Origin of the sequence: Frankia umida (assembly GCF_023242945.1) — a bacterium.
Classification (GTDB): domain Bacteria; phylum Actinomycetota; class Actinomycetes; order Frankiales; family Frankiaceae; genus Frankia; species Frankia umida.
In genome coordinates this window covers 49,457-71,325 of sequence record NZ_JALKFT010000013.1, presented here as the reverse complement: position 1 = coordinate 71,325, position 21,869 = coordinate 49,457, and the positions used below count along the sequence as shown (strand labels likewise).

Annotated in this window: 18 protein-coding genes and 4 pseudogenes; 16 read left to right on the top strand and 6 right to left on the bottom strand. The window is 67.2% G+C overall.

What is annotated here, in order from left to right; genetic code table 11:
- The 3 genes from MXD59_RS14505 to MXD59_RS14495 all read left to right on the top strand — a co-directional run.
- On the top strand, positions 1–596 hold a 596-nt coding region (locus tag MXD59_RS14505; protein ID WP_248825274.1), incomplete at its 5' end, for a tetratricopeptide repeat protein.
- An 803-nt stretch (positions 597–1,399) separates the two neighbouring features.
- Positions 1,400–2,842 carry a hypothetical protein gene (locus tag MXD59_RS14500; protein WP_248825273.1) on the top strand — a complete coding sequence of 481 codons (1,443 nt, stop codon included), beginning with the start codon at positions 1,400–1,402 and terminating at the stop codon, positions 2,840–2,842.
- Positions 2,843–2,971: 129 nt separating this feature from the next.
- Positions 2,972–3,430, top strand: a complete 459-nt coding sequence (locus MXD59_RS14495) for a hypothetical protein (RefSeq protein WP_248825272.1) — start codon at positions 2,972–2,974, stop codon at positions 3,428–3,430.
- Positions 3,431–3,792: 362 nt separating this feature from the next.
- On the opposite strand, the gene MXD59_RS14490 is transcribed toward MXD59_RS14495, so the two are convergent.
- Together MXD59_RS14490 and MXD59_RS14485 are read right to left on the bottom strand one after the other, a co-directional pair.
- Positions 3,793–4,083 carry a DUF397 domain-containing protein gene (locus MXD59_RS14490; RefSeq protein WP_308301709.1) on the bottom strand — a complete coding sequence of 97 codons (291 nt, stop codon included), beginning with the start codon at positions 4,081–4,083 and terminating at the stop codon, positions 3,793–3,795.
- The gene (locus MXD59_RS14485; protein ID WP_248825271.1) at positions 4,080–4,439 is read right to left on the bottom strand and encodes a Scr1 family TA system antitoxin-like transcriptional regulator; all 360 of its coding nucleotides are present in this window, start codon (positions 4,437–4,439) and stop codon (positions 4,080–4,082) included. The genes MXD59_RS14490 and MXD59_RS14485 overlap by 4 nt, the downstream gene beginning before the upstream one ends.
- On the opposite strand from MXD59_RS14485, the pseudogene MXD59_RS14480 reads away from it, so the two are divergent.
- The 4 genes and pseudogenes from MXD59_RS14480 (at position 4,396) to MXD59_RS26485 (ending at position 9,049) form a co-directional block, all read left to right on the top strand.
- Positions 4,396–5,495, top strand: a pseudogene (locus tag MXD59_RS14480) (integrase core domain-containing protein). The gene MXD59_RS14485 and the pseudogene MXD59_RS14480 sit on opposite strands and share 44 nt — an antisense overlap.
- 397 nt (positions 5,496–5,892) lie before the next feature.
- A complete protein-coding gene (locus MXD59_RS14475; protein ID WP_248825270.1) occupies positions 5,893–7,029 on the top strand; it encodes a sensor domain-containing phosphodiesterase in 1,137 nt (378 codons plus the stop codon).
- Between the two features lie 621 nt (positions 7,030–7,650).
- Entirely contained in the window at positions 7,651–8,361 is a 711-nt protein-coding gene (locus tag MXD59_RS14470) for an IS6 family transposase (RefSeq protein WP_248825269.1), read from the top strand.
- Between the two features lie 556 nt (positions 8,362–8,917).
- A complete protein-coding gene (locus tag MXD59_RS26485) occupies positions 8,918–9,049 on the top strand; it encodes a hypothetical protein (protein ID WP_283096901.1) in 132 nt (43 codons plus the stop codon).
- On the opposite strand, the gene MXD59_RS27350 is transcribed toward MXD59_RS26485, so the two are convergent.
- Together MXD59_RS27350 and MXD59_RS14465 are read right to left on the bottom strand one after the other, a co-directional pair.
- The gene (locus MXD59_RS27350) at positions 9,020–9,313 is read right to left on the bottom strand and encodes a LuxR C-terminal-related transcriptional regulator (RefSeq protein WP_372512079.1); all 294 of its coding nucleotides are present in this window, start codon (positions 9,311–9,313) and stop codon (positions 9,020–9,022) included. The genes MXD59_RS26485 and MXD59_RS27350 overlap by 30 nt on opposite strands.
- Positions 9,306–10,727, bottom strand: coding sequence for a DHA2 family efflux MFS transporter permease subunit (locus tag MXD59_RS14465; protein ID WP_248825268.1), 1,422 nt, complete (start codon positions 10,725–10,727; stop codon positions 9,306–9,308). Before MXD59_RS14465 ends, MXD59_RS27350 begins: the two co-directional genes overlap by 8 nt.
- Positions 10,728–10,820: 93 nt before the next feature.
- On the opposite strand from MXD59_RS14465, the gene MXD59_RS14460 reads away from it, so the two are divergent.
- Positions 10,821–11,267, top strand: a complete 447-nt coding sequence (locus MXD59_RS14460; protein WP_248825267.1) for a MarR family winged helix-turn-helix transcriptional regulator — start codon at positions 10,821–10,823, stop codon at positions 11,265–11,267.
- A gap of 167 nt (positions 11,268–11,434) precedes the next feature.
- Here MXD59_RS14460 and MXD59_RS14455 read toward each other — a convergent pair.
- Both MXD59_RS14455 and MXD59_RS14450 read right to left on the bottom strand, forming a co-directional pair.
- Positions 11,435–11,776, bottom strand: a pseudogene (locus MXD59_RS14455) (DDE-type integrase/transposase/recombinase); the annotation flags it as partial.
- 201 nt (positions 11,777–11,977) lie between these two features.
- Positions 11,978–13,029: pseudogene (locus MXD59_RS14450) on the bottom strand (integrase core domain-containing protein).
- Between the two features lie 322 nt (positions 13,030–13,351).
- Between MXD59_RS14450 and MXD59_RS14445 the strand changes: the two are divergent.
- The 8 genes and pseudogenes from MXD59_RS14445 (at position 13,352) to MXD59_RS14410 (ending at position 21,662) form a co-directional block, all read left to right on the top strand.
- On the top strand, positions 13,352–14,533 hold the full coding sequence (locus MXD59_RS14445) for a sensor domain-containing phosphodiesterase (protein ID WP_308301708.1): 1,182 nt from the start codon (positions 13,352–13,354) through the stop codon (positions 14,531–14,533).
- Positions 14,534–15,095: 562 nt separating this feature from the next.
- The gene (locus tag MXD59_RS14440) at positions 15,096–16,571 is read left to right on the top strand and encodes an AAA family ATPase (protein WP_248825265.1); all 1,476 of its coding nucleotides are present in this window, start codon (positions 15,096–15,098) and stop codon (positions 16,569–16,571) included.
- 256 nt (positions 16,572–16,827) lie between these two features.
- Positions 16,828–17,055 (top strand): helix-turn-helix domain-containing protein, encoded by a 228-nt coding sequence (locus MXD59_RS14435; RefSeq protein WP_248825264.1) that lies wholly within the window; start codon positions 16,828–16,830, stop codon positions 17,053–17,055.
- Positions 17,056–17,720: 665 nt separating this feature from the next.
- Entirely contained in the window at positions 17,721–18,095 is a 375-nt protein-coding gene (locus tag MXD59_RS14430) for an inorganic pyrophosphatase (RefSeq protein ID WP_248813031.1), read from the top strand.
- Positions 18,096–18,122: 27 nt separating this feature from the next.
- Positions 18,123–19,232, top strand: a complete 1,110-nt coding sequence (locus MXD59_RS14425) for a DUF4037 domain-containing protein (RefSeq protein WP_248825263.1) — start codon at positions 18,123–18,125, stop codon at positions 19,230–19,232.
- A gap of 311 nt (positions 19,233–19,543) precedes the next feature.
- Positions 19,544–19,855, top strand: coding sequence for a hypothetical protein (locus MXD59_RS14420; protein WP_248813027.1), 312 nt, complete (start codon positions 19,544–19,546; stop codon positions 19,853–19,855).
- Positions 19,856–19,908: 53 nt separating this feature from the next.
- Positions 19,909–20,613, top strand: coding sequence for a hypothetical protein (locus tag MXD59_RS14415; protein ID WP_248813025.1), 705 nt, complete (start codon positions 19,909–19,911; stop codon positions 20,611–20,613).
- Positions 20,614–21,098: 485 nt separating this feature from the next.
- Positions 21,099–21,662, top strand: a pseudogene (locus MXD59_RS14410) (DDE-type integrase/transposase/recombinase).
- Positions 21,663–21,869 lie beyond the last annotated feature (207 nt).

Sequence of the window (21,869 nt, the reverse complement as noted above, 5' to 3'; positions counted from 1 at the left end):
TGGCCCGCCGTAGGGAGATCCTCGGGGAGGACCATCCCGACACGCTACGCACCGCCGGGAACCTCGCCTCCACACTGCGGTCGATGGGTGACTATCCGGCGGCCCGGAGTCTGGAGGAGGGGGTGCTGGCCCGCCGTAGGGAGATCCTCGGGGAGGACCATCCCGACACGCTACGCACCGCCGGGAACCTCGCCTCCACACTGTGGTCGATGGGTGACTATCCGGCGGCCCGGGGGCTGATCGAGGATGTGCTGGCCCGGAGCCTGGAGATCCTCGGACAGGACCATCCCGACACGCTGACTGTCGCCGCGAACCTAGCCGGCGTACTGGGGTCGATGGGTGACTATCCGGCGGCCCGGGGGCTGATTGAGGATGTGCTGGCCCGGAGCCTGGAGATCCTCGGGGAGGACCATCCCGACACGCTACGCGCCGCCGAGAACCTCGCTGTCACGCTGCGGTTGATGGGTGACTATCCGGCGGCCCGGGGGCTGAACGAGGAGGTGCTGGCCCGGCGCCTGGAGATCCTCGGGCAGGACCATCCCGACACGGTCGCGATTCGTCGCGCTCTCGCCAATTATCCCCCGGATGACCTGTAGCTCATCCGCCCAGCGAAGGAACCACCAGAGGTCTCGCCGTTGGCAGACCGGGTGGTTCGACCTGACAACCCGCGCGGCATCGACCGCATAGCGCCCGCCAGCAGGGCGTGCCCCTCCTTCCGCCCGAGTGGGGCCTGAGCACCGTGAGCCAGGCCGGCGGCGGCGACACCCGGCCTACATCCGGTGGATGCACGCCTTCCTGACGCGCCTGTGGAACAACAAGGCTGCCCGACGGTGGGCGGCCGCTGCGTGGCGAGAGCTACTTCGACGACTACTCGACGACCAACGTCGGCTCCGGCTTACGGGAGTGGAACCGCAACCCCGCCTCGGCTGCGGAGTACCTGAGTCTGTGGCGGTAGGAACTCACTCGTCTACCGACGGGAACCGAGCGTCACGTGAAGGCGCTTGCGCAGCGCAGAGAGCTCGACACCGCCAGCAGCGGGCGACCATGGCGTCCGCAGGCAGCGCACCACGAGCACACGATCTATGACCTTCCTCACCTCTACACGCTGAAATTTTTCACTTACAGAACAACGGAGTCGGCACCCTCAGTGCCACTTCCCCTGCTCATTGCACTTATCGATCACAGTGAAGAGGTACCCGCTCACGACAGCGACCGTCGTCGACTCGCTTGGGTGATCCAACGAAGCAGCGGAAAGGTGGTGCACCTAGCTACGCATACCCGCTAGAGTCCGTCGCACACGAAGAGTCATCGGGACATGGCTCCCTTCGCGGGCTTAGTAGGGTCCGGCCTTTTTGCCGTTCCAGAGCTGCGAAACGTGTCGCACCTACGTGGAGGCTAGATGCGGCGCTATCACGCCAAACGAATGCGGATTCTGTGCCCATTGCTACTGGCTTTTGTCGCCTTGGTGGTGACGGGGCTGAATCCGATTGCGGCGCAGGCGGACGGCGGGAGCGAGGACGGGGCGACGGCAGCGGAGGTTCTCTCGGCGATTGACGCTGCGGTCCCCGGAATCGCCCATACAGGAGCGGTCAACGTCGACCTGCCCCCGCCACCTTCAGGTCCGGCGTTCCCGCAGATCGACCCGCCGGCAGTGGATCCGACCCTGCCCACGGTCGACCTGCCTGAGATCGATCTGCCCGACATCGAGCTACCGAACATTCAGCTACCCCAGGTATCGGTAGAGGTTTCCGATGTCCTCGGCGCCCACATCGACGCTCCTCTCGACCCCGAGCAGACAGCCGTCCTGGCGCCAGACGATGCAACCAGCGTCCCATTCCACTCGTCGGTTCGTGACATCGAGGTAGACGACCCCGAGGCGGCGCTCGAACCGCCGGCGGGCGAGGAAGAGCCGCAGACCGCGGACGAGCCCGTGGCGCCGGATCCGCCGACGGCGGACGACCTCGCCGCCACGCCGCCGTCCGTGGCGAGCCGAACGATCGGGGTAAATATCCCGAGCGCGGACGGCGCCGAGAATGGCGTAGTCGCCGAACCTGGGCTGGTCGTCTACCAGAACACCGCGGCCTCGACCTCTCAGGCCATCCAGACCGTGGCGGATGGTGCTACCCGCTTCCTGAGCGTCCTCAGCGGCCCGGACGCACCCACCGAGTTCCGATATGACCTCTCCCTGCCGTCGGGAGCGGTCATCGAGCCGCAGACCGACGGCAGTCTGATCGTATGGGGTCACGTCGACCTTGACGGCGGTCGGTTCCCCCTCGCACGCATCGCCGCGCCCTGGGCGTACGACGCGCAGCACAAGGCGCTCCCGGCATCGTTCACCGTTGATGGGCACACGGTGGTACTCCACGTCACCCACACAGGCGCCACCTATCCTGTCGTTGCCGATCCCGAGCTATTCTTCTTCCACTACTACTCGCCGTCCAGCCCATACGCCGAAGGGGGTAGCCTGTACGGCAGCGCGACCGGCAAGTTCACCTCACAGGTCAACTACGCGAACATGTCACGACTCACCATGCAGTGGGGTTTCCAGCTCTCATTCGCCCAGCGGAACGCCTGCAGCTACCACAAGGCATCCGAATTCGCGCGGGCGGCGGTCTTCAAGCGCATGACTCGCTATAAAGACACCCACCCAAACACCTCGTGTGACTATACCTTCCATTCGAGCATGTCGAAGTATACCTACGCCGACGACCAAGTTTTTCCGACCGATCACTACCTGCGCGGGCGGATCGGGATGCCCCTCAGCCTGTGGATAAGTGTCCAGTTCCAGACTGGACCTCGCTCCGTCCGCCAGATCAACGTCTACGCGGACTATGTTCTCTAGATGGAGCGAGATGAGGCCGAGCGGCCGTCCGTAGCCTGGGCCACCGTGTCCGATGTGTCCCTTGACGATGTCGCCGCGACTGAACCGAGAGCTGACCTAACCGCCAGTCTGCAGCCCGCGCACCAGCGGGTGACAGACGCGGTAACCGCGGCGCTGGAGGAACTGCGACCGGCATCGACACGGTTCTCGGTGGCGGTGGGCACTCCGGCCCGCAGCGAGCTGGACCGATCGCGGACCCGGCTACAAGAACGTAAGTTCACCGCGGCGGACGCCAGCCGTCGGCTCGGCCTACCGATCTTGGACTCAGAGCTCGCCGGCTGGGCCAGCGAATGGTCGGTCTCAGCCCGCGGACACAAGACCGACGCCGAGTCCCTGCTGTGGGTGCTACCGACAACGGAGCCGGCTGAGCTGAGGGTCAATCTCGCCGAGTGGCTGCAGGACGCCATCGCGGACGAGGGGGTCTCCGACGCGGTCCCGCCCTGTCCAGGCCATTCCCACCCCATGCGACCGGAGGTTCACAAGGGGCAGGCCTGGTGGGCGTGCCCCACCAACGGCCCGGTTCGACCGTGGGCGGCGACCACCGCGTGACCGACTCGCGCCAAAACCTATAGGCCCCGTATATTCACCTGCCCGTGGTCGCGGTTCGTCATCCAGCAGACCGCGACCACGGACGGATGAGGTCCCAACTGCCGATCACTGAGATCATCGGACGCTGGCTTCAAGACTGCCCAAGCTCGACCGGAGGGCAGCCCACCGGCGCCGCGCCTCCAACTCGACCGCGGTCAGACCGACCGCGTCCACAGCGAACAAGGGCTGCAACGGTCCGCACCGGCACCTGGGCCTCCCCAGAGGTGGCCGCTGATAGAGACCCTGGCGTGGGTGACGCTGCTTATGACTGGCTGCCGGCACGCTGTCCCCGGCACGATCTGGCCCCTCCAGGAAAAGTGATCTTACGGTGGCGCCCATCTGGCCGCGGGAGCCGCCTGCCGCAAGCTCATCAGGTCAGCGAGGATGCCGATAGCCGTTAGCTGTCGAACTCTCCGGCGCGGATGCCCGCTGGTGAAGGCGGCCCATTCGGCGGCGGTGAACACGAGGATGGGGCCGGTGCGGTCCTTCGAGTCGCGCAGGGCCCGTCCGTCCTGGGGGAGGACGGCGACTTCGACGCAGGCTCCGCTGCCGTTGGTGTGGCTGGACAGCTTCCAGACGAGGCTGTCCCGGTCGAATTCGATCTTGGGTGTCATGGTTGCTCCCTTGCCACGCTCGTGATCATCTCGGTGGAGTCGTGCGGGGTGAGCGCGAGGGCTCGGAGATGGTCGAGCTTGTCTCTATACTGCCGCACTTCTTCGGGCTTCTCGACGTACAGGCTGCCCGTGAGGACCTCCACGTAGACGACTTCTGGATCATCCGGGTCCGGGAAGCCGAGATGCGTGAAGGAGGTGCCGAGCGCGGCGTGCCCGCCGACCGCGAACGGTAGGACCTGGATCGTGACGTTCGGCTGGGCTGCCGCTTCCTGTGGGGCTTCAGAACCCCGATTTGGGCGGTGACCTGCATGTTTGCCTGCGGTACGGGGCCCGTGTCGGGCAGGCTGGATGGTCATGGTGTGGTCCCTGCTCTACGCCCTGACACGCAACGCTCTCGGGCTGATGCTGCTCCGGATGCGTGGGGACACCGCGAAGGAGGTGGAGCTCCTTGTCCTGCGACACCAGGTGGCGGTGCTGCGACGGCAGGTCTGTCCACCGTCCGACGTTGGAACCCGCGGATCGGGTGATCCTCGCAGCCCTGTCCCGGGCTCGGTGGGGTTCGTTTTTCGTCACCCCGACCACCGTGCTGCGCTGGCACCGTGAGCTCCTCGCACGCACATGGACCTACCCGCGGAAGTCGTCCGGTCGGCCACCGGTCCGCCGGGAGATCCGCGAGCTGGTTCTGCGACTCGCGCGGGAGAACCCGACCTGGGGCCACCGCCGGATCCAGGGAGAACTGATCGGGCTGGGCTACTCGGTCGGGGTCGCCACCGTCTGGCGGATCCTGCACCGCGCCGGCGTCGACCCAGCGCCGCGGCGAGCCGACGCCTCCTGGCGGACGTTCCTGCGCGCCCAGGCCTCCTGGCCTGCTGGCCTGCGATTTCTTCACGGTGGACACCGTGTTCCTGCAACGGATCCACGTGTTCTTCGTCGTCGAACACGCCACCCGCCATGTCCATGTCCTCGGGATCACGAAGCACCCGACCACGGCCTGGGTCACCCAGCAGGCACGGAACCTGCTGATGAATCTCGAGGAGGGCAGCCACCGATTCCGGTTCCTCCTCCGTGACCGCGACACGAAATTTACGGCTTCCTTCGACGCTGTCTTCACCGGGGCCGGCATCGACGTGGTACGCACACCGCCACAAGCCCCGCAGGCGAACGCGATCGCGGAACGCTGGGTCGGCACCGTCCGCCGGGAATGCACCGACAGGCTGTTGATCGTCTCCGAACGGCACCTGACGTCGGTCCTCGACAGCTACGCCGAGCATGTCAACACCCACCGGCCTCACCGCTCCCTCGGCCAGCACCCGCCCGACTCGCCACCCGTGGTCACCCCGACGTCGGAGTCCACCATCCGTCGCACACGTATCCTCGGCGGGCTGATCAACGAGTACCGCAACGCCGCCTGACACCTCCCGGTGAAGACCGCATCAACCGCAAAAGGCCAGCTCACAGGCCGAATCGGGATTCTGGAGCCCCACACGATGGTTTAATTCCGCACTTGTCATAAAAATCTGCCATACCACTTCAGGAGCCTGTCGAAAAATAGTCCCTAAGATCCTTTATCTGGTCATCCCATACAGTCAGATTGCGACAGAAGCGGGCGATCCCGGCGCGGTCTCACGTTTTTCGGCAGTCTCCCAGGGCACGCTTCGACCATCACGGACAGGGCCCAGCCTGGCCTGTCGGGTATGGAGTGGAGGTGCGAATTGGCTGGGATCCGAGCATGGTGGGGTGGTGAGGATGGCGATGGTCGGTCCATCGGTTCCGGGAACGCGCGTGGATGTTCGGGATCCGGACACGGCCGTGGTGGACCTGCTCGGTGTTCTGCGCCGGCAGTTGGGGATGGATTTTGCCTGGATGTCTCGACTGGAGGGTGACCGGAGCGTTCTGCAGGCCTGCCACGGTGACGGAGCCGGCTTTGGCCTCGGCCCAGGGTCGGTCACCGTGTGGCCCGAGGGCGAACCAACGCCCACCCGGCCGTCCTGCGTGCCAGACACGCGAATGGATCCTCTTGCCTCCAGGCTGGCAGTCGTGGCTGCACTCGGGATCGGCGCGTACGCGGTCGCGCCGATCCACACCGACAGCGGCGAGATCTATGGAACCGTCGGCTGTCTCGCGCACGATCCCCGCCCTGATCTGGACGCCCGACACGCCCAGATACTGACCATGGTCGCCGATCTGCTCGGTGTTTCGGTCCGCGATCTGCACCAGATGTGGGAGCGCTCCAGCCACAGGTGGCAGGCAGTCCGTCGTGTTCTTGACAACGGCGGCCCCAGCCTCGTGTATCAGCCCATCTTTGATCTGCGCACCGGTGCCACCGCCGGAGTCGAGGCACTGTCCCGGTTTCCCACCTCCGCTACCGATCCCGAACAGTGGTTCGCCCATGCAGCCAGCGTCGGACTCGGGATCGAGCTGGAACTGGCCGCCGTTCGCAAGGCCCTCCCCGTGCTGCGCCGGGGTCCCCCATCAGCCCGGCTGGCGGTCAACGTGTCCCCGAGCACTCTTGTCGGCGGCCTGATCGACCTGTTGATCACCAGCGCAGCCCATGCCGATCTCAGCCGTCTCGTCGTAGAAATCACCGAACACGAAAGCAATTTCGAGGACCCGGCAGTACTGCAGGCAGCACGAGAACTGCGCAACCTCGGAGCGAGGATCGCCGTCGATGACATCGGCACCGGCTACTCCGGGCTGCAACGCCTCGTCAATCTTCGCCCCGAAGTGATCAAGGTGGATCGGTGCCTGATCCATGGCATCAACACCGATCCCGTCCGCCGGGCCACCGCGATCGCGCTGGTGTACATCGGTCAGGAGATCGACAGCTCGATCATCGCCGAGGGCATCGAGACCTCCGCCGAACTCGCCGCCGTCCAGAACGCCGGAATCTGCTACGGCCAGGGGCACCTTCTCGCTCGACCGAATATCCAACCAATCTTCCGCTGAACCAACCGCCACCACAACGCCCGACCCCGCGAAATACGCGCCCAGTCTGCCCCCGGGATGGCCGGCGCCAGAATCACGCCGTCGACGGCCGCGGTCGGCTGGTTGACCATCCGGGTACGGGGCGTGCGCGGACCGCCACCCCGCCGCGATCATTATTGGTGCGGGTCATCCGATGGGTCTACGGCGCACGCTGATGCCGAACGCGGGCCCTCCACGGCCCGATGGTCACGGAGTATCTCCGAATGCGCGTCAGGATTCTGCGGCTTCCCCGTGTGTGCTCGCTGACGGCGGTAACGCTCGACAAGGTGCGATACCAGAAACAGCCCCGCGCCGAAGGCCGCCCAGATGAATCCCCAGAACACTGCCGCCCACACGGTGAACACGCCGGCAACCGCTGTGCCGGTGCGACGCTGGAAGGTGTCCGCCGCCGTGTCACCGCACCGCCGGCGGACGACCGCGGACCCTACGGTGCCCACCACAAGATTGACCATCGAGAACCCGAGGATCCACTTGTAGTCCCCCGGGGGCACCGTTGTGTTCACACCTCAATATAGAGCGACGGGCGCTGTTGCATCGGCGAAGTCCGCCATCGTGCGGCTGCCGATCAGTCATGATCGGATCATGCGTCGACGTCCTGTCCGTCCACCGGCTCCGACGTCGGAGTTCGCCGGGTTCCGCTTCCCGCCCGAGGTGATCGTTCTGGCGGTGCGGTGGTACCTACGGTTCGCGCTGTCCTACCGGGAGGTCGAGGAGCTCCTCGCCGAGCGGGACATCGAGATTGATCACGTCACGGTGTACCGGTGGGTGCAGCGCTTCACACCCCTCTTGGTCGACACGGCCCGGCCGTGCCGGCACCGGCCCGACGACAGATGGTTCATCGACGAGACCTACGTCAAGGTCTCCGGCCGCTGGACCTACCTCTACCGGGCGGTCGACCAGCACGGCCAGGTCATCGACGTCCTGGCCAGCGCACGACGCGACCAGGCCGCCACCCGGCGATTCTTCGTCCGAGCGCCGACGCATGGGCGCCGCCCGGTCGAGGTCACCACCGGCAAGGCCCCGGTCTACCCGCGGATCCTCGACGAGCTGCTCCCCGAGGCCTGGCACGTCGACGCCGCCCGGGAGAACAACCGAATCGAAGCCGACCACGGCCGGTGGAAAGCACGGCTGCGGCCGATGCGCGGACTGAAACGTCTCCGCTCCGTTCAGACCCTCAGCGCCGGACACGCCCTCGTGCAGAACATCCGCCGCGGCCACTACGAGCTCGCCGCCGACACCGACCCACAGCTCCGGCTGGCCGCCGCGTTCACCGAACTCGCCGCAGCCGTCTGACCGGCAGTTCCCCCGGCCGCTGGCATGCCCAGCTCCCCCATAACGCAACAGCGCCGTCGTACAAAACGGCAGGGCGGGGGTGGTATGTCCGAAGCGGGTCCGCGAGCCGAGTAGCGCCCCCCCGATGACAAGTCGAACGCGACGTCAGTCGCGGGAGCCAACCGACATCCTCACGGCTGCCAATCCGGCACCTCGGACCGTCCTGATCGTCCGGGTGGTGGGGGGGCCCCCCCCCGGGCCCGGCCCCCCGGGCCCCCCCCGGCGGGGGGGGGGGGCCCCCCCCCCCCCCCGGCCCCCGCACCACCCATTCACGATCATTGTGGCCGCGGTGTGGCCGCGAACAGCGCGGTGACACCTGTCATTTCGCGACACATCTCGTCATCGCACGGCGTAAAACATGCTGGTCGGCGTGCGGACCGGCCGTCGCACGACGAGCTGAGCTGGGTGCTGGGGATGGCACGGGGGCGGGGCACCAGCGCCTCATGGCGCACGGGTCCGCGACGTCACCTTCGGTGAGGATCTCAGCCAGGTCCGGACCGGTAACGCACCCCAGGTCATGGCCAGCCTGCGCAACCTCGCGATCGCGATCCTGCGCCTGACCGGCGTCACGAACATCGCCGCAGGGATCCGTCATCACGCCCGCCGCCCCGAACGACCCCTAAAGACGATCATGAAGCTTGCTTGCTAACCGACAACTTTGCCGAGGCCCTGGGTTCGGCGCACCGGATCTGGCCTGCATGTTACTGACATGACGGATCACGGTGTGGACGCTGAGATGCAGCTCGGCTGCTGCCTGTTGGCTGGTGCAGCCTGCAGCGAGTTTCGCGAGCACGTCGACCTCACGGCTCGTTACCCGCCATTTCTCGTGATCGCAGTCAATGCCTGCGGTATGACGAAGACGATCAGCACGGGTGGACAGGTCGTTCTGAGGGGCAGTGGTGGGGTCATGCATGGGTCGCCGCCTTTGCTGGCAGCAGGAGGGCGGGGATCACACCGGCCAGGGCGCTGGCGATCAGCAGCCAGGATGTATGGCCGAAGGCCGGCTGGATCGCTGCGGCCCCGTTGCCGTCGTCGATCGAGTTCAGTTGCCATTCCAGTACGGCGCTGACCAGGGCGATGCCCAGGGCTGCGCCGAGTTGCAGCAGGATGCGGCTGGCGCTGCTGGCGTGGGATATCTGGGCTCGGTCGATTCCGTGGTAGGCCGCGCCGAGGATGAGAACGGTGACGATGCCGACTCCGGCGCCGCGGATCACCAGGGCGGCTCCGAGCAGGTACGGGTTCGGATCACCGTGCGTGGCGACGAACGGCAGGGTGCCGAGCACAGCCAGGCCAAGCCCGGCCAGGACGACCGTGCGAACACCGAGTCGACTGGTCAGCCCACCGCTGGCGGAGCGGGCCAGCAGGGCGCCGATTCCCTGCAGTCCGAGGACCGCTCCGGTGGCGAGCGTCGAGTAGCCGAGCACGCGTTGGTAGTAGAGGGGAAGCAGGATCAGTGCGCCGTAGAAATAGATCCCGGCGAACAGCATCAGGGCGCCGGCACTGGCGAACGTGGGCCGGGCGAACAACCGGACGTCGACCATCGGCGCGGGCACCCGCAGCGCGTGCCGGATGAACCCGGCGAGCAGGACGGCGCCCGCCAGGATCGTCGACATCGCCCGCATGGTGTCCCCGTCGGGGCCACCGGTCACCGACAGTCCGTATACCAGCAGGGCGAGCGCCGGGGAAAGCAACAGCAGCCCTTTGACGTCGAGGGAGCCCCGGTGGGTGGGGGTGTCGCGGGGCAGGGTTGTTGCCGCGAGGAGCAGCGCGATCAGACAGATGGGAACATTGACGAAAAAGATCCATCGCCAGCTCAGGTGGGCCAGCACGAGGCCGCCCACCGCCGGTCCGACGACCGGTGCGACCACGGCCGGGATGCCGATGGTGGCCATCGCCCGCCGCGCTCCCTCGGGCCCGACGGCGCCGATGAGAACGGTCTGCAGTACCGGCATCGTCATTCCCCCGCCGATACCCTGCAGGATGCGGAACGCGATCAGGCTTTCCACGTTCCAGGCCAGTCCGCACAGGACCGAGCCGACCAGGAAAACACCTAGCGCGGTCATCCACACCTTTCGACCGCCGAAGCGGGCGACTCCCCAACCGGTGGCTGGGATGGCGATGGCCGCGGCCATGGCGTAGCCGGTCACCACCCACTGGGTCGTCGACAGTGCGGTGTCGAAGGTCAGCGAAAGCCGATCGATCGCGACGTTGACGATGGTCGCGTCCAGCAGCGGCAGGACCGCACCGAACAGCAAGGCGATGATGAGACGCCGGGTATCCACCACGGGTTCGGGTCGGGCCGGCTCGGCCTCGATCTGCTGAAGCACTCCTTACCCCTCCGTTCCTCCGCCAGGAGCGTGCGAATCGCACGCATCGCACCGTACCTGAGATGCGTGTGAAACGCACGCTAATCTGGGGAGGTGGGAGACGACTTGGGCGAGCGCCTGGAAGCAGGGCTGGGCGAGCTGCTCCAGCGACGGACGAGGCTGGGGCTGTACACGGATCTCGTCGCTGGCATTGGGCGGGGCCTCGACGTCTCCTCGTATCCCCTGCTCAGCGGTCTGGCCCGGATGGGTCCCACCACCGCCGGTCGGCTGGGTCGCGAGATCGGCCTGGACCGGTCCGGAGTCAGCCGCTACGCGAGCCGCTTGGAGGAGGGAGGGTTGTTGCGGCGCAGCCCGGATCCCGACGACGCACGCGGCACCCTGCTCGTCCTCACCGAGGACGGCGAGAAGATCGTCTCGTTGCTACGGCAGCGGCTCGCCCTGGCGCTGACCCGCCGGCTGACGGACTGGCCGACCGCCGAGGCCCGGGCGTTCGTCACCGGTCTGGAACGGTTCGTCCGAGAACTTCGAGACGACGTCTGATCGGTCCCCTCCCGGGCATCGACGCTGATTGCCAATGGTGGAGGGACTGGCTGGCCGGCCCGCTCAGGAGCCTGGGCGCGACGTTGCCGGAGGCGGCCATCAGCGGGCGAAGGCGGGCTGTTGCATTGGGGGACGGCGAGGCATGGTTGACCCTGTCGAGCGGGTGATCAGATCGTGAGGGTGAGCTCGGTGAACGTGGCCGTCACCTGTGCGTGCGGGTCGGTGTCGATTCCGAGTTCGTCGTGGCCGCGGCGGATGTTCTGGACGAACGCGTGCCCTGCGCTGATCGTCTGGGTGGAACGCAGGCGTTTCAGTCCGCGCATGGGCCGGAGTCTGGCTTTGAGGCGGCTGTGGTCGGCTTCGATTCGGTTGTTCTCGCGCGCGGCGTCGACGTGGCAGGCCTCGGGCAGGAGCTCGTCGAGGAGCCGGGGTGGACGGGGGCCTTGTCGTAGGTCCAGCGGCCGGCGACCTTCACATGGGTGTTGAGTCGGCCTGGAGCGCGGTGCTGACGTTGCCGCCAGTCCGTTTCTCCAGACCGCTCGCCGAACCGGACGTGCCCGTTCCCGAGCATCCGGCTCTCCACAAGCTCGTGCCGTGGGGTCAGACTGGGACGGCTGTCGCTGTCCACGGGAGCGGGATCTTCGAACCCCGGTTGTGGGGTGCCAGAACTCGGCCACCGGTGTTGACGTGGGGTTTTAGGCGGTTCGTTCTTATTCGTTGATCAGGCCGCCGAGGACGGGCCGGCGTGTGATCCGCTCCTTCGCCATGTCGGCGACGGGGTGGTCGGGCCGGGGTGGTTGAAGGTCGCGGCCGCGGTGGGGTCGTTGTCCGTTGTAGTGGGCGGCGTACTCGGCCAGGACGGTGCGCAGATGCCGTTCGCTGAAGATCAGTATCTGGTCGGTGGCCTCGGTCTGGACGGTTCGGACGAACCGTTCCGCGTAGGCGTTCGCCTGGGAGCCCGGGGTGGGATCTTGACGGTGGTGATGCCGGCGTCGGCGAGGACCGGGTCAAAGGAGGTGGTGAACTGTCCGGCCCGGTCACGGACCAGGAACCGGAAGTCGGCAGCCCGGTCACCGAGGTCCAGGAGAAGGTTCCGGGCTTGTGGGGTGGTCCACGGTCCGTCGGGGTGGGCGGTGACTCCGAGGACGTGGACGGTGCGGGTACCGACTTCCAGGACGAAGAAGCAGTACAACCGCCGCAGCGTCACGGCGCAGTCCACGTGGAAGAAGTCCACGGCCAGCATCGTCGAGGCCGGGGTGCGCAGGAACTGCCGCCAGGTCGTGTCGGTCTGCCGCCTGGGCGCCGGTGGCAACCCGAGGGACGTCAGGACCCGGCGGATCGTGGACGCGCTCACCCGATGGCCGAGCTTGAGGAGCTCACCCTGGATCCGCTGGTACCCCCACGTCGCGTTCTCGGTCGCGAACCGGTCGATGAGGGTGACGATCTCCGCGCTGACCGAAGGTCGGCCCCTCCGCCGCGAGTAGGCCCATTTCCGTGTGATCAGACGGCGGTGCCACCGCAGGACGGTGCCCGGGGTGATCAACCGGTGGGCTCGCAGCGTCGTGGGGAGGAGCCTGATCAGTGCGGCGAGGACCGCCCGGTCCGCTCAGTCCCACCGCGGCTTGGGCTGGGTACGACGCAGCACCACGACCTCGTGGCGCAACACGAGCAGCTCGATGTTCTTGGACTCTGACGAACGGCCGAGGAGGACCAGCCAGCCGCACACCCGCACGAAGACCAGATAGAGCAGGCGAATGGACATACCTGACCATCATGCCGCCGACCCCGTACGGCCGCATCGCCCCAGCTCACAGGCCCAGACCCACTTCTGACACCCCACAGGGCAGCGCGGTGACCATTGCCCGCAGCGGCTACGAGCCCGTCGTCACCTGCTATGCACAGGTTTGCCAACGGTCAAGCCGCACGCGGATTTTCTGGTGTGTGCGCCTCCAACGCACGGGTAGCCCAGATAAATGGACCCGATCTCACGGCGTCGCCTCTCCTGCCTTGGGCCCAGGCGCGAGGTACCGGAGCCCTGGACAGTCCTGGTCGACCTCCTTGATCTCCTGCGGCACCGCCTGTGTATGGATCTCGCCTGGCTCGGGCGGGTGGACGGGGACCTGCTCGTCGTGCAAATGGCCAGCGGCGACCTGGGAGCCTTCGGTCTGAGCCTCGGCTCGAGCGTCCATCGTGATCAGTCGCTGTTCTCCAAAGTCCTCTGCGGCGATCTTCCCTCGCTCATACCGGACGTGCAGGCCGAGCCACGTATCTCCAGCCTGCCGGTGGTGGCCGAGTTCGGAATCCGCTCGTACGCGGCGACTCCGGTCACGGATGCCGCCGGACAGGTCTACGGCATGGTCGGCTGCGTGGGCCGGCAGCCGTGCCCATCATTGCGCCAGCGCGACGCCGGATTCCTCCGAATGCTCGCGTCGTTCCTCACCGAGTTCGTCATCGATCTTCGCCGGTTGTGGGATGAGCGCAACGCGGTCTGGCGGCAGGTCCGGGAGGTGCTCGACGCGGGCGGACCTCGGATGGCCTTCCAGCCGGTCGCGGACCTGATAACCGGGCAGACCGTGGGAGTCGAGGCGCTGGCCCGATTTCCCACTGGCCTGCCAGGACCGGAAGAGCTGTTCGCCGACGCGGCCGGCGCGGGGCTGGGCCGCGAACTGGAACTGGCGGCCGTCCGCAACGCGCTGCGCGTACTGCCACAGTTGCCGCCCGACGTCATCCTCTCGGTGAACGCGTCGCCTGCCACGGTGACCAGCGAGCTGATCGACCTGGTCGTCAATACAGGAACACCACAGTGCGTGGCAGTCGAGATCACCGAACGCGAAGAGATCTGTGGCGACCACGAGATGCTGCTCGCCGTTGATGAGCTCCGGGGTCGTGGAACCCACATCGCGGTGGACGACGTCGGAAGTTGTTATTCGGGGCTGGAAGAGCTCCTGAAACTGCGACCGGAAATCATCAAGATCGATTGTCTTATAATCCGGGGCATCGAGCTTGATCCTGCACGGCAGATCGTGGCTTCCGGGTTGGCCAAGCTCGCGGCCGAGATCGGCGGACATGTCGTGGCCGAAGGGATCGAGTCGACCGCGGAACTCGATGCGGTCGTGGACGCCAGGATCGGCTACGGCCAGGGCTACCTGCTCGGTCGGCCGTCAACCGATATCAACCAGGCATGCCTCGGCAACCGGCGCCCCACCGCCACGCCGACCGGCGAGCGGACCCACCGCACCCCCGCACGGCACGGCCTACGGCTCTGACTCCGCCCAATCGGCTGGGCAGGCTGAGAGGCATGTCGCGTGCGATGCTGGCGTGGATTTCGCGGTCGGCAGCCGAGGAGCGTCGATGGAGATCAAGCCGCAGGCGGTCGCCTCCCGAAAGAGACCGATCATCTGGAGCAGGAGAAGCACGGCCCGCTTTGCCGCCGCCCAAGGTCTGGACCGCACGTACGACAGGCCCACGCGCTGACGGCGCTCTTTCCCCACCTCACCGCCGCCGACCAGCACGCAATCGCCATGAATGAGGCACTGACAGTCACCATATCGATCGACGCGGCCTTGGGAAAGCAGGGCATTGGCCGATCTCCTGCCGTACCTACCCGACAGCCAGCTCCCGCGAGCGCTCCACGCAGCCAAGGAGATCGACCTGCCCTGGTGCTACAGCGCCAGTGATCTTTGTGTGGCTGCCGCCTGCCTGACGATGCCCTGGGCGGCGTGAATCCAGCACATCCATGATCAAATATGTGCCTGGAAGCCATGCGGGGAACACTCTTAGAAGTACACTTCTTAGAAGTACGGTTATACTTTCCGGGGAGTGGCGGACGTGATCGAGAAGCCTGCGCAGGTGTTCGACCGCGACTTCGAGTGGGGCCACCTGGGGCGCTTCGCGGCCCGGGTGGGTGGGCCCGCCCAGCTGGGGGTGGTCAGCGGGCGACGGCGGCAGGGCAAGACGTTCCTGCTGGAGGCGCTGGCCCGCCAGACCGGAGGGCTCTATTTCGGCGCCACCGAGGCGACCGAGACCGAGTCGCTGGCGCTGTTCGCCGACGCGCTCGCCGAGGCAACCCGGCTGCCGACGCCGCCGCGGTTCGCGACCTGGGACGAGGCCGTTCGGTACCTGTTCTCGGTCGGTGCCACCCTGACGGGCCCGGTAGTGATCGACGAGTTTCCCTATCTGAGCGTGGTGTCGCCGGCGCTGCCATCGATCCTGCAGCGGGAGTTCGACCGGGCGGCATCGGCGGCGCAGCGGGGCAAGCCGGGAGTATCGCTGTTGCTGTGTGGTTCGGCGCTGTCGGTGATGGGCCGACTGTTGGCCGGCAGCGCGCCGCTGCGCGGCCGGGCGAACCTGGAAGTCGTGGTCCACCCGTTCGAGTACCCTTTGGCGGCCCGGTTCTGGGGCATCACGGATCCGCGGCTGGGGGTCGCGCAGCACGCCGTCGTCGGCGGCACCCCGGCCTATCGCAGGTTCGTCAACAATGATGTCCCCGCCGGCCCCGGTGACTTCGACGACTGGGTCCTGCGGACGGTCCTCAACCCGGGCAGCCCGCTGTTCCGGGAGGCCCGCTACCTGCTTGACGAGGAGGCCGGCGTCCGCGACTCGGCGACGTACCACTCGGTGCTCGCCGCTGTCGCCGGTGGTTCCAGCACTCGCGGCGGCATCGCGAGCTACGTCGGCCGCAAAGCCACCGACATCTCCCATCATCTGGGCGTCCTGGAGGACTGTGGGCTGCTACGCAGAGAGGAGGACCTGTTCCGCCAGGGCCGGGCGGTGTACCGGATCGCCGAGCCGCTGATCGTCTTCTACCAGGTCGTCATGAGGCCACGCTGGGGTTTCCTGGAGAGCGGCCGGGGCGCCGGGGTCTGGCGTGACGTTCGCCCTCGCTTCTTGGCGCAGGTCCTTGGCCCCCATTTCGAGCAGCTCTGTCGCGATCACGCAGCCTTCGCCCCGTCCGACCGGTTGGGCGAGTTCCCCGGCGAGGTCGGCGCCGGTGTCGTTGCCGACCCCGCGCGCAAGACCCAGATCCAGATTGACGTGGCCGTGCTGGCCCCACCGGTGCCCGGCGAACCCCGCCGCGTCCTGTCCCTCGGCGAGGCGAAGTGGGGCGACATCATGGACTCCCGCCACGTCGACCGACTCCGCCGCGCCCGCGACCTGCTCGCTGCCCGCGGCTACGACACCCGCGACACCATCCTGACCTGCTACAGCGGCGCCGGCTTCGACCCGTCCGTCACCGCCACCACGGACGACCGCGTCTCGGCCGTCACCCTCGACCAGCTCTACGAGGCACCCCCAACCAGCTGACACGGGCGGATTCCGCATCCTGCTCATCGTCGATCCCGAGCGCCGTGCGGTCCTGCTCGTCGCCGCAGACAAGGCCGGGCAGTGATCAGCCTGGTACGACAGGGCGATCCCGCTGGCCGAGGCCCGCTACGCCCTCCACCTCAAGGAGCGTGACGCATGAGCACCGCCCACGGGTACGACAGAGACGGCTTCCTGAAAGAGTTCTTCCACCGAGGAAGGCGACCGCCGCGAGGTCGAGGCGGGAGCGGCGCGGCTCGTGGCGGAGAACCGCGCCCATCGGCTCGCCGAGATGCGCCGGCGCCTGGGCCTCACCCAGGCGGACCTCGCCGATCGCATGCACGTCCGGCAGGAACGTGTCTCCGCCATCGAGCGGGCAGGCGTCGATGCCAGCGAGCTGCGCACCCTGGCCGCCTACGTCAAAGCGCTCGGGGGGCACTTGGAGATCATCGCGGACTTCGGCGGTGAACGGCTCGTCATCGGCTGAGGACCGCCGACCCGACCGCCCCCACACGCGATCACGGTCGGCAGACGCGCCGTCCCGCTGGAACCGCCAGATATACGGAATATCCGTTCGATTTTTTAGGTGATTTTCCGGCGGGCGCGCTCATCGAGCATCGCCCCTGGTCAGGGTGCGTGCGGCGACCGGTCGGACGGTGATGTCAGGGCCTGCAGCCAAGATCGATCGGTTCGTATGCTGGTACACCTGGTCCACCCATTTTTTGATCAAGTCTCTGACCTGGGTGAATGCGGTTCGCGGTCTATCGTGTTGAGATTCGGCACAATGGATCGGTGCTGGTCAGGATCTCGACAGTCGGTTCGAGCCCGGCCGGACGGCCATGTTGCGGCCATGTGAACCGCATCCGCTTCACCGGATGTACTGGGCGGCGGCTTCGGAGGACGCCCACGATCGCCACAGGCAGCCCGGGTCAGCAGCAAGAGCCCGGGTCAGCACCAGAAGATGTAGGCAATCTGTTCGCCGATGGCCTGGCGCAGGGGTGAAGGAGACGGTCGCTCCCGGATGCCGTCCACCATCGCCGTGACCCCGGCCGGGCCCCGCCGTTCACGCTGGTGGGCAGGACAATGCACATGGCCTTGGGCACTTCGTGCCCGTGGCCACTCTCGTGGACGCCCCTCGATTCGGTGGAGATCATGTCTGACACGTCCGGCGCGCGGCTGTTCGGCAATCTCGACAAGTTGGTGGCTACCTCACATCTGGTGGTGGACCGACCGGCCGGCAGCAGGCACCCACGGGTACCGCAGGCCGTGTACCCGGTCGACTACGGCTACCTGGAGGGCACCGTGGCTGCGGACGGCGGCGGGGTGGACGTCTTTCGCGGCAGCGCTGTCGGCGCTGGCGTGGTGGGATTCTTCGTGACGGCGGATCGGGGCAAACGTGACGTGGAGGTCAAGGTACTGATCGACTGCACCGCCGGCGAGATCGAGCGGGTGCGGCGACTGCTCGACGACGTCCTGGGGATCGGCGGCCTGCTCGTGCCGCGGTGTGTGGAGACCGCTACTGTATGAGAGCAGCAGCTGATCGAACCCTAGGCCATGCGTCAGCCGGAAAGCCTTGAGGGGTATCTCGGAGCCGTGTCCGGTCGCAATCTTTCTCGGCGGTTCTACGAGCAGGCGGTTCGGCCGCTGGTTTCGGGTGTGCCGCACGCTGCCGCGTTGCTCGGGGAGGGTTCCGAGGTCCTCGGCTTCGACGACGAGGTTTCCGCGGACCACGATTTCGGCCCCCGCGTGCAGCTGTTCGTCCCGCCAGATCTCGATACCGCGCTGCTCGACGTCGCCTTGGAGAGGTTGCCGGTCCGGTTTGACGGTTTCCCGGTGGTGTATCCGGACAGCGACCGGTACGACGGCCGGCCACACCATCAGGTGGAGGTGACCACCGCACGGGCGTTCTTCGTCGACCGGCTCGGGGTCGATCCCGCTGATGGGATGAATCTGGCGGGCTGGCTGCTGGCCCCGACGCAGATCCTGGCCAGTTTAACGGGCTGCGTGGTCCTGCACGACCCACTCGATCTACTCACCGCGCGGCGTCGGGCGCTGGCGTGGTACCCCGACGACGTCTGGCGCTATGTTCTGGCAGCCGGCTGGCTGCGGGTCAGTCAGGAAGAACCGTTCATCGGCCGCAGCGGCGGCCGCGGCGACGACCTAGGCTCGCGCCTGCTCGCCGCCCGTGTGGCCCGCGACCTCGTCCGGATCGGATTCCTGCTCGAACGCCGCTGGGTGCCCTACAGCAAGTGGCTGATGACCGTGTTCACCCAGTTACCCCTCGCCGACCAGGTCGGCCGGCACCTGCGTCACGCGCTCAGCGCCACGCAGTGGCGGGAACGCGAAGCAGCGCTTTGCGTAGCGGCCAGTCACCTCGCCGCCGTCACGAACCGGCTCGGTCTGGCCGAACCCGTCGACCCCGCGCCGCGCCGCTTTCATGCGCGAGACATCCAGGTACTTGGCGCCGAACGCCTCACCCGCGCCCTGACCGAAGCGATCAGCGATCCGCAGTTGCGAGCTCTCCTCACCCGACTCGGGCACCGACCCGCCGGCCCGCTCGGTCATCTTCCCGGCGCGATCGACCAGGCCACCGACAGCGTCGAGATCCTCACCCAACCGAGGCGTCGCCGCGACTACGCCCCCACGCTTGGATTCCAGGCGTGAATCACGGGCAGAGCGAGAACGGCCAGGTGACCGTCGACCTTCGTGACAGTCGGATCGCTGAGGTGTGCCGGCGCTACGGCGGCCCGTGCTGGCGCCCGATCGTCGCCGCTGGGTCGAGCCGGCAGCGGCGACCAGAGATGAGCTTGGTAACGGTGCGCGAGCCCGCAGCGACCCCGCCCAGCCACCTCCGCCAACATCGACGACACGCTGGTGATCGACCCGCGGCCGGGTAACACCAACGCCAACGACGCGGCCGGCAACCCCGGCGGCAACCGATGGCAGAGTAGCCTTGAGGTACTGGAGGCACCGAGGTGCTGGTAGTCGATGGGAAAGGGGCAGAGGCGGCGATGATGGAGCAGACGGCCCGGCAGGTTGCTGTCAAGGTCTCGCCTGAAGGCGACAAGCTGATCACCAGTGGTGCGCACTACCTGCATATGAGCAAGAAGGATCTGGTCGAGGCGGCGGTCGCGTTTTACCTGGATGCGCGCCGCGAGGAGATGCAGTCCGGGATGCGGGAGTTGCTGAGCGAACTCGACGGCAGCCGCGCGTCGCGGATAGCGATGCTCGCGGGGATGACCCGCGCTGAACTCGACGCCGTCGGCGGCGTCGAAGAGGACCGCTGACAGTGGCCGGACGGGCCCGCCCGACGCTCCGCTGCCTGCGAGAGGATCTCGCCTTGACGGTCCCGCGCGCGGACACCCCTTTGGAGGACATCGGCCATCCGCTCCTCGGCAAGGCCGCAGACCGCTTCGCCGACGACGACACGCCGCAGGAGCGGATCGCCGCCATTGACGATCAGGTGTTGTTCAAGGTGAAGGTCCAGCGCTGGCGCGGTGCGGTGTGGGTCGATGCCGGGATCCCCTGGCTGGTGGCGGCCGGACAGCGGGAGGAAGGCTCGCCCGATGACTTCTATGCGGCGCTGGCCGCACGCGCAACCGCCGCACGGGCGCGCTACAACGCCAGACACTCGCCTGCTCTCGCCACCATGACCTACACCGGCGACCTGCTGCCCGGTCAAGAGGACGAGCTGAGGTGGAGGGCCGAGTCAGCGACGCGCGCCGAACGTACGCTCAGGTCGGCGGTACACCGCCTGGTGTGCGAATCGCTGCTGGACGGCAAAGAGCATGCCGTCATGCTGGAAGGCGCGGCGCTCGGCATCCAGGTCCTCGCTGACCAGGGTCACGAAACCTATGTCGCGATTCGCATCATCGGCTCGGTCCCGCGACGGCTCGTTGCGACGATCCTCAGCCTCGTACCCGGATGTCAGGCCAACGCATGGATGTCCGACTACGCCATGCCACAGCGAGCAGTCGCCCCCGAAGAGCAGATCTGGTCAAACATCATGGACCCAGCCGAGGCCGCGAAGCTTCTCGACCAGTAACCATGAACCTCTCATCCTTCCTGAACCCGCGAGGGACCAGAGGCGCCGTCTACAGCGGACATCGCCGGACCCGTATAGAACGTCAACGCGACCACCACACCGACGATCAGGATCACGAGACGGGCCGAAGCGTCCGACACCGCCCGAAATTCGGGACACATGTTCGATTCGCTAAATGATGTAGAAGGCGGCGCGGTCATTGGGCATCACCCCTGGTCAGGCCCCTGGTAGCGACCGGCCGGACAGTGATTTCGGAGCCAGCAACCATGATCGAACGGTTCGGATGCTGGTACACATGGTCCACCGCTGCACAGGCCCATGACCTGCATGGTTGGGATGTCCTACCTACCCGACTCGGAGCCATTGATCGATGTGGCCGTGATGTGGCCGCAGGGGCTCTGTTGCATAGATCGCCTCGGGCTCCCGGGCCGGCGGCCGGGCATGATCGACTGATGGGTCGAGGTGCGGTCGTTCCACGGGTGCCGGTGTCGGAGTTCGCGGGGTTCCGGTTTCCGCCGGAGGTGATCGTGCTGGCGGTTCGCTGGTCCGTGCGGTGTGCGCTGTCGTAGGGGGATGTCGAGGAGCTGCTCGCCGAACGGGTCCTCGAGGTTGATCACGTGACCGTGTACCGGTGGGTGCGGCGCTTGACGCCCCTGCTGGTCGAGGCCGCGTGGCCGTGTCGGCGCCGTCCTGGGGCCAGGTGGTGTGTGGAGGAGGCGTATGTGAAGGTCGCCGGCCAGTGGACCTGTAGGTGCCGGGCGGTTGACCAGCACGGGCAGGTCATCGACGAGTTCCTGCCCGAGGCCTGCCACGTCGACGCCGCCCGGGAGGACAATCGGATCGAGGCCGATCATGGCCGGTCAGAGGCCCGGCTGCCTCCGATGCGTGGGCTGAAACGCCTGCGATAACGCCTGCGATCCGTCCAGACCATCAGCTCCGGGCATGCGCTCGTCCAGAACAGCCACCGCGGCTACGACGAACTCGCCGCCGGCACCAACCCGAGACAGAGGTCGGCCGCCGCGTTCACCGAACTCGCCGCCGCCGTTTGACCGACGGTCACGGTGGCCGCTGGCATGCCCCACTTCCTCGGAACGCAAAAGTGCCGTCAGGACTCCCCGCAGATGTCTCGCAGCGTTGTTCGGATCCGGCACGTTGGCGGCCAACGGCGGACCGCCGCAGGCCTGAGTCGTGGCGGTTCGATAATGTACCGGGACGGCGGCTGGCTACGAACCCGGGGGAGTCGGAAAAGGCAACGC

Excerpts from the sequence above, each read along its gene's own strand:
- MXD59_RS14500 (WP_248825273.1), top strand. The coding sequence starts at position 1,400 with ATGCGGCGCTATCACGCCAAACGAATGCGGATTCTGTGCCCATTGCTA.
- MXD59_RS14490 (WP_308301709.1), bottom strand. The coding sequence starts at position 4,083 with ATGACACCCAAGATCGAATTCGACCGGGACAGCCTCGTCTGGAAGCTG.
- MXD59_RS14485 (WP_248825271.1), bottom strand. The coding sequence starts at position 4,439 with ATGACCATCCAGCCTGCCCGACACGGGCCCCGTACCGCAGGCAAACAT.
- MXD59_RS14470 (WP_248825269.1), top strand. The coding sequence starts at position 7,651 with ATGCGTCGACGTCCTGTCCGTCCACCGGCTCCGACGTCGGAGTTCGCC.
- MXD59_RS26485 (WP_283096901.1), top strand. The coding sequence starts at position 8,918 with ATGGCCAGCCTGCGCAACCTCGCGATCGCGATCCTGCGCCTGACCGGC.
- MXD59_RS27350 (WP_372512079.1), bottom strand. The coding sequence starts at position 9,313 with ATGCATGACCCCACCACTGCCCCTCAGAACGACCTGTCCACCCGTGCT.
- MXD59_RS14445 (WP_308301708.1), top strand. The coding sequence starts at position 13,352 with ATGGATCTCGCCTGGCTCGGGCGGGTGGACGGGGACCTGCTCGTCGTG.
- MXD59_RS14430 (WP_248813031.1), top strand. The coding sequence starts at position 17,721 with ATGTCTGACACGTCCGGCGCGCGGCTGTTCGGCAATCTCGACAAGTTG.
- MXD59_RS14425 (WP_248825263.1), top strand. The coding sequence starts at position 18,123 with ATGCGTCAGCCGGAAAGCCTTGAGGGGTATCTCGGAGCCGTGTCCGGT.